The sequence below is a fragment of the Actinomadura violacea genome, assembly GCF_017573465.1.
Lineage (GTDB): Bacteria > Actinomycetota > Actinomycetes > Streptosporangiales > Streptosporangiaceae > Spirillospora > Spirillospora violacea.
The window spans coordinates 44,010-58,064 of sequence record NZ_JAGEPF010000008.1; the positions used below are offsets into that span (position 1 = coordinate 44,010).

Below are 14,055 nucleotides of genomic sequence, written 5' to 3' on the forward strand. Positions count from 1 at the left end.
GGCCCGCCGCCGCCCGCTCGCGGCCGGGCTAGACGCCCAGGCCGCGGCCGATGATCTCCTTCATGATCTCCGTCGTGCCGCCGAAGATCGTCTGGATGCGGACGTCCTGGTAGGCCTTGGCGATGGGGTACTCCATCATGTAGCCGTAGCCGCCGTGCAGCTGGAGGCAGCGGTCGACGACCTTCTTGAGCAGCTCGGTGTTCCAGTACTTGAGCATCGCGGCCTCGTCGATGCTCAGCTCGCCCTTGCTCTCCTTGACGACGCAGTCGTCGGTGAAGGAGCGGGTGACGGTCAGCTCGGTCTTCATCTCGGCGAGCGTGAACCGGTTGTGCTGGAACTTGCCGATCGGGCGGCCGAACGCCTCGCGGGTCTTGCAGTACTCCAGGGTCTGCTCGAACGCCGACTCGGCGGCGGCCATCGCGGTGACGCCGATCGACAGCCGCTCGCGGGCCAGGTTCTGCATCAGGTAGATGAAGCCCATGCCCTCCTCGCCGAGGAGGTTCTCCTTGGGCACGCGGACGTTGTCGAAGAACAGCTCGGCGGTGTCCTGCGCGTGCATGCCGACCTTGTCGAGGTTGCGGCCGCGCTCGAAGCCCTTCATGCCGCGCTCGACGACCAGGAGGCTGACGCCCTTGGCGCCGGCGGACGGGTCGGTCTTCGCGACGACGATCACCAGGTCGGACAGGATGCCGTTGGAGATGAACGTCTTGGAGCCGTTCAGGACGTAGTCGTCGCCGTCCTTGACCGCGGTGGACTTGATGCCCTGCAGGTCGGAGCCGGCGGCGGGCTCGGTCATCGCGATGCCGGTGATGATCTCGCCGGAGCAGTAGCCGGGGAACCAGCGCGCCTTCTGCTCGTCGTTGCAGAGCTGGCGCAGGTAGCCGCCGTTGATGTCGTTGTGCACCGAGAAACCGGGGCCGTGCACGCCGGCCTTCGCGAACTCCTCGTTGAGGATCACGTAGTAGCGGTAGTCGGAGTTGCCGCCGCCGCCGAACTCCTCGGGCATGTCGATGCCGAGCAGGCCCTGCCGCCCGGCGGCCAGCCACACGTCCCGGGAGACGATGCCGTCCTTCTCCCACTGCTCGTGGTACGGCGCGATCTCCTTCTCGATGAAGGCGCGGACCATGTCGCGGAACGCCTCGTGCTCCGCGGTGAAGATCTCCCGTGCCATCCGGCGGTCTCCCTCGGTAAGTGCGTGCTGATACAGGACTAATGTAACACCGACACTGTCACGTCAAAGGAGCGGGCATGGACCTCACCGTGGACGAGCTGGCCGCACGCGCGGGAGTGACCGTCCGCACCGTGCGCTTCTACGCCGGACGCGGCCTGCTGCCCCCGCCCCGCCTGCGCGGCCGGACGGGCCTGTACGGCGCCGACCACCTCGCGCGGCTGGAGCTGGTCAAGGAGCTGTCGTCGCTCGGGCTGACGCTCGCCGCGATCGAGAAGCACCTGGGGAAGATCCCGCTGGACGCGCCCGCCGAGGACCTCGCGCTGCAGCGCGCGCTGCTGTCGCCGTGGGCGCCGGAACGTCCGGAGGACCTCGACCGGCACGAGCTGGACCGCCGCGCCGGACGCCACCTCGACGACGACACCCTCAAGCGGCTCGAAGCGCTCGGCGTCGTGGAGGACGTCGCGCCGGACTCCGTCCGGGTCGTCATGCCCGCGCTGCTCGGCATCGGCGCCGAACTCGCGGCGCTTCCCATGCCGCTGGACACCCTGATCGCCTCGCACGAGGCCGTCGAACGGCACACCACCGCGCTGGCGGCGGAGCTTCAACAGGTCTTCCAGGACACCGTCGTCCGGCCCTACCGGGAGAGCGGCCGCTCCCCCGAGGAGCGCGACCGGCTGATGGAGCTGGCCGGCAAGCTCAAGCCGCTGATGATCCAGTCACTCGTGTCGTCGTTCCAGCACGCCGTCGACAAGGCCATCCGCGACTCCACCGACCGGCTCAGGAGTCCTTCCACTCCTGACCCTCGTACTGGACGAGACGAGGATGCACGAGAGTGTTGACGCCGACGTCCCGGGATCGGCGGTCCTTGGGGAAGACGGACGCGGCCTGCAGGACGGACGAGTCCAGGAAGCGCAGCGGCGGGACGTCCGGGGAGAGCGCGAGCGCGGGCGGCTTCGCGTCCGGTGAGGCGAGCGTGAAGCCCCAGTCGCCGAAGCTCGGGACGTCCACGTGGTACGGGGTCGTGGCGAGGCCGGCGGCGGCGATCGACTTCTCGATGCTCCAGAACGACTTCGGCGCGAAGTACGGCGACCCCGACTGGACGACCATCCGCCCGCCCGGCGCGAGGACCCGCTTGACCAGCCCGTAGAACTCGACGGAGTACAGCTTCGCGGTCGGGACGTCGTCGGGGTCGGGCATGTCCACGATGATCGCGTCGTAGCGGCGGCTCTGGCCGCGCAGCCAGGTGAACGCGTCGGCGTTGACGGCGTGGGCGCGCGGGTCCTCGAACGAGCGGTGGTTCAGCGCGACCAGCGGCTTGTACGTGCGGGCGAGGTGCAGCATCTCCGGGTCCAGCTCGATCAGGGTCGCGCTGCGGACGTCCGGGTAGCGCAGCACCTCGCGCAGCGCCAGCCCGTCGCCGCCCCCGAGGATCAGCACGTTCCCGTGCGGGCCGGACATCAGCGGGTGGACGAGCGACTCGTGGTACCGGTACTCGTCCGCCGAGGAGAACTGCAGGTCGCCGTTCAGGAACAGCCGCATGTCGGTGGTGCCCGCGAGCGTGACCTTCCGGGTGATCACGATCTCCTGGTACGGGGTGTCCTTCGACAGCGCGATCGGGTCCTCGAACAGCGCCTGCCGCGCCGTCACCTCGATCCGGTCGGCGAGCGCGTACGTCGTGCCGAGGACGGCGAGGACCGCGACCATGCCGAGGCCGATCCCGACCCGGGCGAGGCGCCCGAGCCGGCGGCGGAACAGCCACAGCACCACCGCGACGCCGGCGACCGCGTTCACGGCGCCGACCAGCAGCGCGCCCTTGATGTGCCCGAACGTCGGCAGCAGCACGAACGGGAACGCGAGCCCGCCGATCAGCGCGCCCACGTAGTCGGCGGCGAACAGGTCGGCGACGGCGCTGCCCGCGTCCTGCCTGCGGATCCGCTGCAGCAGCGTCATCAGCAGCGGGATCTCCGCGCCGATCAGCGCGCCTACCGCGAACGCCACCGCCACCAGCGCCGGGACGTAGATGTCGAGCCAGGAGAACGCCGCGTACAGCGCGAGCACAGACAGGCCGCCGACCAGCGCGAGCACGCCCTCGACGATGGCGAACGCGGCGGCGGCGTGCTTCTGCAGCGGCTTGGCCAGCAGCGACCCGATGCCCATCGCGAAGACCATGACCGACAGCACGATCGACGCCTGGGTGACCGAGTCGCCGACGAGGTAGCTGCCGAGCGCGACGAGCGCCAGCTCGTAGACCAGGCCGCAGGCCGCGCAGGTGAACACGGCCGCGAGGACCATGGCGCGCGCGATCCGCGCGGGCGCGCCGAGCCTCCCCGGCGCCTCCGGGGCTTCGACTTCGGGGGCGCCTTCCGCGTCGGAGGCGGACGCGTCCGGCTCCGGGGCGTCCTGTGCTTCGGGGGCGGGGGCGTCCTGCGGCGGGGCCGCCTGGTCGAGGTCGCGGGGAGTCAGGAGACCGCCCCGGCCACGATCGCGGCGACGGCGATGTCCGCGGCGGCGACCACCCAGCCCGCCGGGTGGATCGTCTCGCCGTTGACCAGCGTCGCGCCCAGCTTGCCGGGCGTGATGACGTCGAGGAAGTAGAAGGCGACCACCATCAGCACGATGCCGATCGCGCCGTACACGGCGGTGTCGACCAGGCCGTTGCTGAGGTCGTTGTCGCTGGTCACGATCGCAGTGGTGACGATCGCGCCGATGCCGAGGAGCTTCTCGCCGAGCAGCAGCGCGGCGCCCTTGTTGCCCTCGGTCCAGATCTGGTGGCCGAGGCGGCCCGGCGTCGTCACCTCGACGACCAGGTACCCGATCGCCATCAGCGCGATGCCGACCGCGCCGTAGGCGAAGGTCGCGCCGATGTCATGCGCCATGTCGTTCATCCGTTGCTCCTCATTTGCCCGACCCTGGACCGCCGCCGCGGAAGGACGCGATGCCGTGCTTGTTCCAGCCGCCGCTGCCGGGCGCGCTCCAGCGGTGCCCGACATGGGAGTAGTAGCGGTTGTAGCCGCCGGACGGCTTGTCAACGGTGATGCGGCTGCCGGTCCCGGACGGCGTCACCCCGAGCACGAGCTTCGGATAGCGCAGGAACACCCCGCCGCCGTTGCCGTACGTCGCGAGGTCGTCGACCCGGTCGATCGCCTTGAACTTGCGGTTGATCGCCGCCGCGACCGTCCGCGGGGGCTGGGAAGCCTGGAAGGTGTTGTATCCGACCTTCTGGTACTTCTTGCCCAACCACGACGACTGCGATTCGCCGCAGCCGGCGAGCGTCACGGCCAGCAGGGCGGCGGCGGCCCCGCCGGCCGCGGCCCGGTGCGCACTGTTCATGTAGGTCTCACCAACCGGCTCCGCGTCATCACGATCTCCCGGGTCTGGGGGTAGGCGTGCCAGGTCCGCCAGCCGAGCCCGGCGCACCCGTCATCGGTCTGCGTGCCGTCCAGCGCCAGCGCCGTGACGGCGTGCCGCGAACCGGGGAACGCGCCGGTCAGCGCGTCGCCGCGGTCCGCGAGCCGCGCGCACACGGCGTCGACGGCCCGGCCGAACTCCGCGTCGCCGGCGTGCACCGCCGTCGTCGCGGTGAAGTCGTAGGACCAGCCGGGCAGCGTGGTGGCGGCGCTGCCGGGCAGCGGCCCGGCGCCGTCCCCGGGCAGGCAGGCCACGGTCTCGCTGAGCGGCCCGGCGATCACCTGGTGGGACGCGCCCAGCAGCCGCAGCTCGACGGTCAGCCCGGCGCGCTCGACCGGCAGGACGGCGAGCGCGTCCAGCGGCGGCAGGCCGAGCGCGAACGACAGCCCGTCGGCGCGCGCGTCCTGGTAGGGGGTGTCGAGGACGGCGCGCATCAGCTGCCCGGGTAGATGGTCATCGTGCCGGCGGGCACGCGCTCGCCGAGCCCGGCCTCCCACTGGCCGCCGCCGTACTGCTCGAACGACAGGTAGCGCCCGCCGGGGCCCTCGTAGTCGACGTACTCGACGCGGCCCACGTTGCCGACGCCGGTCGTCCCCTCGCTGGTGTAGTCGGCGGTGCCGTGCTCGTCGCGGCGGTACTCGACGCCCTCGACGGTGACGGTCCTGTCACCGGGGCGCAGGTCGCCGATCTCGTACTCGGTCCAGTAGACGACCTCGAGGTCGGGGTCCTCCTCGACCGACAGCCACACCTTCTGGCCCTCGATGGTGTCGGCGTCCAGGAGGTGCTCGGACCAGGTGAAGCCGCCCTCGCGCAGCCGCAGCGAGCCGCGCACGAAGTAGCGGGTGCCGAGGTACTCGACCATGTCGCCGGCCTTCAGCGCGCGGGGGTCGCCGGCGACGCTCTGCTCGGGGGCGAACGGGTCATGGGGCGCGGCGGGCGCGGGCGGCGGCGACGGCCGGCGCCGGGTCAGCACCACGATGAGCGCGACCACCGCGCCCACCACCGCCACGGCGGCAACGATCAGCGCTAGGGCCAGCACCAACGTGATCCCACTCACGGACATCCCTCCATCGACGCGCCCGAAAAGAGGGCGGAGACCAGCGGATCCTACCGATTGTGGCGGTCCACGCCCATACCGCGATCAGACGCAAAGGAGAAAGATCCGGTTTCATGCGGAAAACCCGGATCCGCTGCGGCGGATCCGGGTTCCCGAAGTACGCGTTCTCCGAGCCTGCGCAGGCTCGGAGAGACGGGGTCAGAGGCGGTCGGCGGCCGCGGCGACGCGCTCGTCCGTGGCGGTGAACGCGATCCGCACGTGCCGGGCGCCGGCCGTCCCGTAGAACTCGCCGGGCCCGACGAGGAGGCCGAGCGACGCCAGATGCCCGACGGTCTCCCAGCACGGCTCGTCCCGCGTCGCCCACAGGTACAGCGACGCCTCGGAGTGGTCGATGCGGAAGCCGTGCCTCTCGAACGCGGCGCGCAGGGCTGCGCGGCGCCGCGCGTACCGGGCGCGCTGCTCGTCGGCGTGCGCGTCGTCGTCGAACGCCGCGACCATCGCCGCCTGCACCGGCGCCGGGACGATCATCCCGGCGTGCTTGCGGACCTCCAGCAGCCGCTTGACGATCGCGAGGTCACCGGTGACGAACCCGGCGCGGTAGCCCGCCATGTTCGAGCGCTTCGACAGCGAGTTCACCGCGAGCAGCCCCTCGTGCGAGCCGCCGCACACGTCCGGATGCAGGATCGACACCGGCGGGCGCTCCTCGTCCCAGCCGAACTCCAGGTAGCACTCGTCGCTGACCACGATCGCGCCGCGGCCGCGCGCCCACGCGACGACCTTGCGCAGGTGCTCGGCGGGCAGCACCTTGCCGGTCGGGTTGGACGGCGAGTTCACCCAGACGATCTTCGGACGGACCGGGCCGAGCTTGAGCAGCCCGTCGGTCGCGACGGGCTCCGCGCCCGCCAGCCGGGCGCCCACGTCGTAGGTCGGGTACGCCAGCTCGGGGAAGACGACCTTGTCGCCGGGGCCGGCGCCGAGCAGCGTCGGCAGCCACGCCACCAGCTCCTTCGTGCCGATGACCGGCAGCACCGCGGCGGGGTCGGCGCCCGTCACGCCGGCGCGGCGGCGCAGCCAGCCCGCGACCGACTCGCGCAGTTCCGGCGTGCCGTAGGTGGCGGGGTAGCCGGGCGCGTCGGACGCCTCGGCGAGCGCCTTGCGGACGGCGTCGGGCGTCGGGTCCACGGGCGTGCCGACCGACAGGTCGACGATGCCGTCCGGATGCTCGGCCGCGCGCTTCTTGTACGGCTCCAGCCGATCCCACGGAAAGTCCGGCAGCGTGAACAAGACCCAGCCCTCCTCGACGGGACGCGCGGGCGTCCCGGAATCACCGTCCCGGAAGCGACGTCCCGGAGATCAACAAGGCCGTGGCCCCCGCGGAGTGCGCGGTAGACCACGGCCCGGACGCGTTGAACCGCGATGGCCTTCCGGCCGGACGCTCCCGAAAGGTCGCGACCCGCCGTGCCGGCCGGTTTCAGCCCGTTCTCAGTCTTCCTGGCTCTGCGGGGGCAGCGCCGCGACGATCGGGTGGTCCTTGTCGATCTTGCCCACCTTGGAGGCGCCGCCGGGCGAGCCCAGGTCGTCGAAGAACTCCACGTTCACCTTGTAGAAGTCCTTCCACTGGTCGGGGACGTCGTCCTCGTAGTAGATGGCCTCAACCGGGCAAACCGGCTCGCACGCACCGCAGTCGACGCACTCGTCCGGGTGGATGTAGAGCTGACGCTTCCCTTCGTAGATGCAGTCGACCGGGCACTCCTCGATGCATGCCTTGTCGAGCAGGTCCACGCAGGGCTGCGCAATGACGTAGGTCACGTCAGTGACTCCTCTCGGGTTTCCGGCCCCGCCGCACGTCACGGCTCACCGCAAGCTCGCTGTGAATAGTATGGCCACCACCGCGCAGTCGATTCGACATGGGGGTCCTCACATGTCTGGCCGCTTTGCCGCGCGCCTGGTGGTGTCCATCAGTAGCGCGGACGTGGGTCAGCGGGTCTCGCTGCGCCGTCGTCTGCCAACGGGAGAGTACAGCGACGTGGTGGGCGTACTCGAATCCTGGTCCGGCAAGATCCTCTCGGTGCGCCGCCGCAACGGCGAACTGGTCGAGGTCCCGGAGGAGATCGTGGTGGCCGGCAAGGTCGTCCCGCCCATGCCGCCGCCCAAGCGCCGCGGAGTCTGACGGCGCCGGGACGGCGGTCGCGTGCTGCGCGTCGAGCCTGGTCAGTGGCCTTCGGCCTGCTGCGGCCGGGCGCCCGACCTGCTCGGCGCCGGACCGGCGGGCGAGCCGGAGGGCGGCGGGCTCGCGGTGACGGGCGCCGGCGACGCGGTCTTCCGCGGCATCAGTTCCGAGTAGGTCTGGCCCGGCTTCAGCTGCCGGTTCTCGAACAGCTCCGACACCGTGACGAACGTGAAGCCGCGCTTCTTCAGCCCCTCGATGACCGCCGGGATCGCCTTCACGCTCGGCTTGTGGATGTCGTGGAACAGGATGATGCCGCCGGCCTGCGGCTCCTTGATCCCGACGCGGGTGTCGCGGGCGGTGTTCAGGTAGCGCCAGTCCTCGGTGTCGACGCTCCACAGGATCAGCGGCATCCCGATGGTCTGCCCGACGCGCTTGTTCGTCGCGCCGTACGGCGGCCGCATGATGGTCGGCTTGATCCCGCCGGACGCCTTGGCGATGGCGTCCTGGGTGCGCTGGATCTGCGCCTTGACGGCGGGCAGCGACATCGCGGTGAGCTGCGGATGGTTCCAGCTGTGGTCGCCGATCTCGTGGCCCTCCATCACCTCGCGGCGCACCGCCGCCGGGAAGCCGTGGACGTTCTGCCCGATGAGGAAGAACGTGGCGCGCACGCCCTCCTTCTTCAGCACGTCGAGCAGCCCGTCGGTGTACGGGCCGGGGCCATCGTCGAAGGTCAGCGCGACGCACTTGACCTGATCACAGTTGATCTTGCGCTGCGCCGGCGGCTGCTGCGGGCGCGGCGCCGTGCGCGCCTTCTTGCCCGCCGCGAGCTGGTGCCCGGCCGTCCGGGCCTGCTTCTTCTCCGCGTGGCCGCATCCCGAGACGAGCAGGAGACCGGCCGCGATGACGATGAATTGCCTGGTCCGCGCGAAATTCCTGATCCGCACCACGCACCCCCGTAACGTGTTGCCTCGGGCCGCTTCTTACCCTGCGCCTCACTCGCAACACACGTCACCAAGGTCCGAATTGTAGAGATCGTCCTTGGGGCGCTCCGGGGGGACGCATCCCCCATCATGTAGCCCGTACCGGGCTCCGCCGCCACCCGTAGTGAGGGAAATGTTGCTCTTCGGCGGCATGCTTCGCGCGCCGCCCCGGGGGAGGGCGGCGCGCGGTACGGGCGGCTGCGGCGGCTAGCGGACGGGCCAGTCCGGGATGTTCGCCGGCAGGTCCTCGCTGACGCGCATCGGGAACGCGGCCGGGCGCTTCTCCAGGAACGACGTGACGCCCTCGACGGCGTCGGCGGCGCCGCCCAGCTCGGCCATCAGCCGCGAGTCGGCGGCGTGCGCGTCCCACGGGGACGGCTTCGACAGGCCCGACCACATCAGCCGGCGGATCGTCGCGACCGACACCGCCGAGGTGTTGTCGGCGATCTCGCGGGCGAGCGCGTACGCGGCGGGGAGCAGCTCGTCCGGCGCGTACACGCGGGAGACCAGGCCGCCGGCCAGGGCCTCCTGCGCGTCGAACACGCGGCCGGTCGCGGCCCACTCCATCGCCTGCGCGATCCCGACCAGGCGCGGCAGGAACCAGCTCGACGCGGCCTCGGTGACGATGCCGCGGCGCGCGAACACGAACCCGAACTTGGCCTTCTCACTGGCCAGCCGGACGTCCATCGGCAGCGTCATCGTGACGCCGACCCCGACCGCCGCGCCATTGAACGCGCCGATGACGGGCTTGAGGCAGCGCGCGATGCGCAGCGCGACGGTGCCGCCGCCGTCGCGCGGGGTGCCGTCCTCCAGCACGTCGTCCTCGCCGGCGAACATGTCCTTCGACCTCTCCTTGTCGAAGGTGCCGCCGCCCCCGCTGAGGTCGGCGCCCGCGCAGAACGCCCGGCCCGCGCCGGTCACCACGACGGCCCGGACGTCGTCGTCGGCGTCGATGCGGTCGAAGACGTCGAGCATCTCGTTGCGCATCGTGAACGTGTAGGCGTTCATCTTGTCGGGGCGGTTCAGGGTGACCGTGGCGATCCCGTCCTGAACCTCGTACTCGATCTCGGCGTAGGCCACGTGCGTCCCCTTCTCGCGCCGGCTGATTTCCGAATCCGATTCTAGGAAGTCCGGCGGGGACGCGCCCGACCCGGGCCTCGGGTCAGAAGCGAGGCTCAGGTCAGACGCAACGCTCGGGTCAGACGCGGGCCTCGGGGAACAGCCGCAGCACGACGTGGCGGCGCCATGCGTCCAGGCCGCCCACGTAGTCCTCGGGCGGGAGCAGCATGATCCCGCCGTTCTGGTCCGGCCACAGGCGGACGGTCACGTCCGGCACGAGGGTGAGTTCCATCGGGTAGTCGTGAGTCGCGGCGAACACGCGCGCCGCCTCGCCGAGAACGCGCGCCCAGCCCTGGCCGAGGTAGGGCGGCAACCCGTCGGCGCTCAACTCCGGCAGCCCGTGCTCGTTGAGCCCGGCGGTGCGCAGGGCGAGGCCGTCCGGCCGCTCGGTGCCGACGATCCGCACGACATCGGGCTTCTTCATGGCCCGGACGATACGGGACGCGCCACGGTGACGCAGGTCACGAGGCGGGCCTGAGCGGGGGGAACCGCGCACCCGCCGCAGCCATGTCCGATAAATTACGACAGTGAATTGGGCCGTGACGTACGACTCCGCCTTCGGGTACGTCTCCGCGCACGGCGCGCCCCTGGTCGACCTGCTCGACCCGCAGCCCGGTGAACGGATCATCGATCTCGGCTGCGGAACCGGCGCGTTCAGCGCGGAGATCGCCGCCCGCGGCGCCGAGGTCCTGGGCATCGACGGGAACCCCGACATGGTCGCCCAGGCGAGCGCGCTGAACCCGGGCGTCTCCTTCATGCTGGGCGACGCGCACACCTTCAGCATCAGCGACCCGTGCGACGCCGTCGCCTCCAACGCAGCGCTGCACTGGATGACCCGCGACCCGGACGCGGTGATCGCGCAGGTGCACGCGGCACTGCGGCCCGGCGGCCGGTTCGTCGGCGAGCTCGGCGGCGAGGGCAACTGCGCCGAGCTGGTCGCCGCGATGCAGACCGCCTGGCGGGTCTTCGGCCTCGGCGAGCCCGAGCTGCCCTGGTACTTCCCGAGCCCCGCCGAGTACGCGACCAAGCTGGAGGAGGCCGGCTTCTCGCTGCGGCTGCTGGAGCACGCCGAGCGGCCGAGCCAGATGACCGAGGGGCCGAACGGCGCCGCCGACTGGGTCCGCGCCTACGCCGCGCGCGCCCTCGCCGACGTCCCGCCGGAACTGGTCGAGCCGCTGCTCAGCCGGGTGAACGACCTCGCCGCACCGGCGCTGCGCCGCGAGTCCGGCTGGGTCGCCGACTACGTGCGGCTGCGGTTCGCGGCCGTCCGCAAGCCGGACGCGCCGCCGATGCCCGAGGCCCCGCCCGCCCCGTCGTCCGCCGCGGCGCCCGAGCCGCCGCCGGCTCCCGCTCCCGCGCCTGGGGCTGCTCCCGCGGCTGGTCCGGCGCCCGCTCCGGCCGGTGCGGCCGGGCCCGACGCGTCCCCGCACTGACGGGCGAGCCCGCCGACCGGGGGCCGGAAGGCGGGCGGTTCGCGCGGGTTGCTTAGGGTTGGGGGTATGCGGCTCTACGACCATCGCACCGGGCGGGCCGAAGAGGTCCCGCCGGGGCGGGTCCTGCGCGTCCAACTCCTCGAGGGGGCCGGGCTCCGCGCGCTCGTGGTCGCCGACCTGCTGCGGCGGGTCGGCGAGCGCGCCGGGCGCCAGGTGCCGGTGGCGTCCTCGCCGGACCTGTCGGTCCCCGACCGCGACTGGACCGACTACAACATCGCCCCGTTCGAGCTCCTCGACTGGGACGCGCCGCCGCCCGCGGCCGACCTCTACGTCGCCTCGACGACGAACGTCGACGTGGACGCGCCCTGGATGCTCGTCCCGTACGAGAGCGGCGACTGGTACCCGGTCATGGCGAACGCGAGCATGGACCCGCTCGCGGCGCGCCTGGCGATACTGGAGACGCCCTACCGGGACCCGCTCGAACTGACGGCGGCCCGGTTCATGACCGCCGCCGCCCGGCTGGACGCATGGCGCAGCCTCGTCGCGGGCTGGGCGCGCGGCCCGGGCCGTCCGTTGGACCGCGACTACGCGCGCAAGGCGGAGCGGGCGCTCGGCGACGACCTCGACAGCCCCGCCGCGCTGGCCGTCCTCGACGAGATCGCCGCGGACCCGGACGTCCCGCCGGGCGCGAAGCTGGAGACGTTCATCCACCTCGACCTGACCCTGGCCCTCGGCCTGGTCGCCGCCATAGGCGCCGCCTAACAGCGGTGGGTCAGGCGTGGACCTCTAGGAGGGTGCCGTCGGCCAGGAGGTAGGCGATCGAGCGCTCGAAGACGTACGCCGTGCCACCGCCGGGCTGGTCGAACCACGGGACGGCCGTGCCGGTGAGGGCCTGCAAGGGGCGCAGTAGCCGGTACACGTGGTACTCGCGTTCCTGCCAGTCGGCGGGCAGGGAGCGTTGGGCGAATGGTGTGCGCGCGGCGTAGGCGGTGTTCCCGCCGTGGCCTCCGTAGCGGTCCACCTCGGTTCCTGCGGGAAGCTCGGTGATCTGGCGGTCGCGCAAGAGAGAGAGCGGCGGCTCCCCCTTGAGCGGCTGGATCGACGGGATCTCTATGGTCGGCTGCTGCGGCACCACCATGAGGAGACTGCCGAGGAGGTACGCGGCGGCCTGTTCCCCGTCATCGAAGGCGGCCTGCCGGGTGCGTTCACCGTTTTCGAGGTGGAAGACCGTCCAGCCCGTCTTCTCCTGGACGAGGCACCAGGCTCCCTCATCCTCGCCGCGCAGGCGGTAGCGCGCGCGGTCGACCTGGAGGGCGTCCAGGCGGTTCTGCAGGAGCGTGAGCCACTGCTCCGGCTCCGGTTCCGTGCGGATGCCGCGCGGCGCGGTCCGTCCCATCGCGGCGGCGGTCGCGGCGTCCATCGCGTCGTCGCCGACGGCCGCGACCGCGAACCGGTGCGCGCGGATGTGCGCGACCAGGTCCGGCTCCGGTGCGACGCCGTGTTCGCGCAGGTAGTAGCCGACGGCGCCCGACCACACCCACGCGCCGTCGGTGTGGAAGGTGAGCGGGACGGCCTCGCCGCGCGACGGGTCGAGCAGGTCGGGGGCGCTGGACCGGGCCGCCATGACGGTCGGCGCGTCCTCCAGGTACCGGACGACGCGGTCGGTCTCGTCCGGCGGGACGGGTGGCCGCGACACCGTGGGCGGCCCGCCGTCCGCCCCGGCCCGGTCGAACACGCGGGCCTTGCGGACGGGGCTCTCGAACCGGGTGGGCGGCGGAGGCGCGACCGGCGCGGGGCCGAGGCGGCGCGTCATCCACTCGGGGACGTCGCGGCGCGGGAGCCGCTCCAGCTCGCGCCGCACGTCGTCCGCGGACGGCTCGGTGTCCCAGCGGGGTTCCTCGTCGTACGTGAAGGAGGCGCGGCACCGGACGGCGCCGTCCGCGTACACGACCTCGACGTCGATCCGGGACCACGTGGAGCCCTGGAACGCGTGCGTCCCGGCGCGCAGCCGGTCGAGCAGGCCCGCTGCGACGGCGGGCGGCGTCCAGGTCCCGGTCGTCCCGTCCGCCTTCCGCACGGCCATCGGCGGGAACTCCACATGCCCGCCGACCACCTGGCAGTGCCCGGTGATCCGCTCCCAGAACGGCGGCGCGTGGTCGGCGACCAGCACCGTGAACGGCCCCGCCAGCAGCTCCGTCTGCTCGACGGGGTCCAGTGCGGCCGGCGCCGGCCACTCGGCGGGCCCCGACGGCTCCCGGCCGTCCATCCGGTCGCGCAGCCAGCCCGGCACGTTCGCACCGTCGCGCGGCATCACGATCTGGTCGCGCCGCCACGCCTCCACGGACGCGGGCGGGTCCCAGTCCGGGTCGAACTCGTCGTTGTAGAGGAACAGTGCCGCATCGGGCTCGACGATCGCCAGCATCGAGAACCAGGTGCCCTGCTCCGACAGGTAGTGCGCGCGCCGCAGCTCCGTCAGCAGCGCCGACAGCTCGTCCGGGACGACCTCCGCCGGCACCACCGCGTTCTCGCCGGTCAGCATCGTCAGCCGCACATCGCTCGCCACCACGGTCGCCGCGCACCGCAGGTCGATGCGGCGCCAGCGCGGCGGCGCGGTCTGCCGCGAAAACCGGACGATCCGCTCCTCGATCTCCGCGATCCGCTCGCTCTGCCCCGTCACCCGCGCGTCCCCTCATGCGAACCCGATGGAACCTGAGCGG

16 protein-coding genes are annotated in these 14,055 nt (G+C 72.1%); 4 read left to right on the forward strand and 12 right to left on the reverse strand.

Features of this window, described 5'->3' with window-relative positions; all coding sequences use genetic code 11:
* Positions 1-28: 28 nt before the first annotated feature.
* Positions 29-1,171, reverse strand: coding sequence for an acyl-CoA dehydrogenase family protein (locus J4709_RS13380; protein ID WP_208240746.1), 1,143 nt, complete (start codon positions 1,169-1,171; stop codon positions 29-31).
* A 77-nt stretch (positions 1,172-1,248) separates the two neighbouring features.
* Between J4709_RS13380 and J4709_RS13385 the strand changes: the two genes are divergently transcribed.
* A complete protein-coding gene (locus J4709_RS13385) occupies positions 1,249-2,010 on the forward strand; it encodes a MerR family transcriptional regulator (protein ID WP_208240747.1) in 762 nt (253 codons plus the stop codon).
* On the opposite strand, the gene J4709_RS13390 is transcribed toward J4709_RS13385, so the two are convergent.
* From J4709_RS13390 to fdxA, 7 genes are all read right to left on the reverse strand, one after another.
* Complete coding sequence (locus J4709_RS13390) at positions 1,949-3,463, reverse strand: polyamine aminopropyltransferase (protein WP_208240748.1); 1,515 nt, start codon at positions 3,461-3,463, stop codon at positions 1,949-1,951. The genes J4709_RS13385 and J4709_RS13390 overlap by 62 nt on opposite strands.
* A gap of 167 nt (positions 3,464-3,630) precedes the next feature.
* Positions 3,631-4,056, reverse strand: a complete 426-nt coding sequence (locus J4709_RS13395; RefSeq protein WP_208240749.1) for a DUF350 domain-containing protein — start codon at positions 4,054-4,056, stop codon at positions 3,631-3,633.
* A gap of 10 nt (positions 4,057-4,066) precedes the next feature.
* Entirely contained in the window at positions 4,067-4,501 is a 435-nt protein-coding gene (locus J4709_RS13400; protein WP_208240750.1) for a DUF4247 domain-containing protein, read from the reverse strand.
* Positions 4,498-5,013, reverse strand: a complete 516-nt coding sequence (locus tag J4709_RS13405; RefSeq protein ID WP_208240751.1) for a DUF2617 family protein — start codon at positions 5,011-5,013, stop codon at positions 4,498-4,500. Before J4709_RS13405 ends, J4709_RS13400 begins: the two co-directional genes overlap by 4 nt.
* A complete protein-coding gene (locus tag J4709_RS13410) occupies positions 5,013-5,627 on the reverse strand; it encodes a DUF4178 domain-containing protein (protein ID WP_372442077.1) in 615 nt (204 codons plus the stop codon). The genes J4709_RS13405 and J4709_RS13410 overlap by 1 nt, the downstream gene beginning before the upstream one ends.
* A gap of 207 nt (positions 5,628-5,834) precedes the next feature.
* A complete protein-coding gene (gene dapC, locus J4709_RS13415; protein ID WP_208240753.1) occupies positions 5,835-6,920 on the reverse strand; it encodes a succinyldiaminopimelate transaminase in 1,086 nt (361 codons plus the stop codon).
* 198 nt (positions 6,921-7,118) lie between these two features.
* Positions 7,119-7,445 carry a ferredoxin gene (fdxA, locus tag J4709_RS13420; RefSeq protein ID WP_151545573.1) on the reverse strand — a complete coding sequence of 109 codons (327 nt, stop codon included), beginning with the start codon at positions 7,443-7,445 and terminating at the stop codon, positions 7,119-7,121.
* 112 nt (positions 7,446-7,557) lie between these two features.
* Between fdxA and J4709_RS56365 the strand changes: the two genes are divergently transcribed.
* Positions 7,558-7,806, forward strand: a complete 249-nt coding sequence (locus J4709_RS56365) for a putative acetyltransferase (RefSeq protein WP_173095990.1) — start codon at positions 7,558-7,560, stop codon at positions 7,804-7,806.
* 41 nt (positions 7,807-7,847) lie between these two features.
* On the opposite strand, the gene J4709_RS13430 is transcribed toward J4709_RS56365, so the two are convergent.
* From J4709_RS13430 to J4709_RS13440, 3 genes are all read right to left on the reverse strand, one after another.
* A complete protein-coding gene (locus tag J4709_RS13430; protein WP_307801211.1) occupies positions 7,848-8,750 on the reverse strand; it encodes a polysaccharide deacetylase family protein in 903 nt (300 codons plus the stop codon).
* A 243-nt stretch (positions 8,751-8,993) separates the two neighbouring features.
* Positions 8,994-9,866 (reverse strand): crotonase/enoyl-CoA hydratase family protein, encoded by an 873-nt coding sequence (locus J4709_RS13435; protein ID WP_208240755.1) that lies wholly within the window; start codon positions 9,864-9,866, stop codon positions 8,994-8,996.
* Positions 9,867-9,984: 118 nt separating this feature from the next.
* Positions 9,985-10,329, reverse strand: coding sequence for a hypothetical protein (locus J4709_RS13440; RefSeq protein ID WP_208240757.1), 345 nt, complete (start codon positions 10,327-10,329; stop codon positions 9,985-9,987).
* 115 nt (positions 10,330-10,444) lie between these two features.
* On the opposite strand from J4709_RS13440, the gene J4709_RS13445 reads away from it, so the two are divergent.
* Positions 10,445-11,338 carry a class I SAM-dependent methyltransferase gene (locus J4709_RS13445; protein WP_307801212.1) on the forward strand — a complete coding sequence of 298 codons (894 nt, stop codon included), beginning with the start codon at positions 10,445-10,447 and terminating at the stop codon, positions 11,336-11,338.
* 66 nt (positions 11,339-11,404) lie between these two features.
* The gene (locus tag J4709_RS13450) at positions 11,405-12,100 is read left to right on the forward strand and encodes a hypothetical protein (protein ID WP_208240761.1); all 696 of its coding nucleotides are present in this window, start codon (positions 11,405-11,407) and stop codon (positions 12,098-12,100) included.
* A 10-nt stretch (positions 12,101-12,110) separates the two neighbouring features.
* Here J4709_RS13450 and J4709_RS13455 read toward each other — a convergent pair whose 3' ends face one another.
* On the reverse strand, positions 12,111-14,015 hold the full coding sequence (locus J4709_RS13455; protein WP_307801213.1) for a TNT domain-containing protein: 1,905 nt from the start codon (positions 14,013-14,015) through the stop codon (positions 12,111-12,113).
* Between the last annotated feature and the right edge of the window lie 40 nt (positions 14,016-14,055).